At 63.4% G+C, this 273-nt stretch carries 1 protein-coding gene; it reads right to left on the bottom strand.

From position 1 onward, the window contains the following. Positions 1–41: 41 nt before the first annotated feature. Positions 42–273, bottom strand: a 232-nt coding sequence (locus ABG80_RS22725; protein WP_407638748.1) for a hypothetical protein, incomplete at its 5' end; no start/stop codon positions are given.

Consider the following 273-nt stretch of genomic DNA (forward strand, 5'->3'; position numbering starts at 1 on the left):
CAGGGTGGTGACTGCTCGAATGGTGCCGGTCAGCGTGAGCATCACAGGCTCCCTTGATCCAGGGCACCGGAACGCTCGATAGCTTCCTCGGCGCGGGCCAGCGCATCAGACACAGCAGCCTCGATGAACTCGCGCTCGCTCATGTCGAGCAGGTTCGTCACTTGATCGAGGCGCTCGATCAGCGAGGGATGCACCTTGGCGCACATCTGGCGCAGCTCGGTGAGCTGGCCTTGATCAATGGCCTGATCGACCAGCCGGCCCATGTTGGCACCG

It is taken from the genome of Aquabacterium parvum, from assembly GCF_001447195.1.
GTDB lineage: Bacteria > Pseudomonadota > Gammaproteobacteria > Burkholderiales > Burkholderiaceae_C > Aquabacterium > Aquabacterium parvum.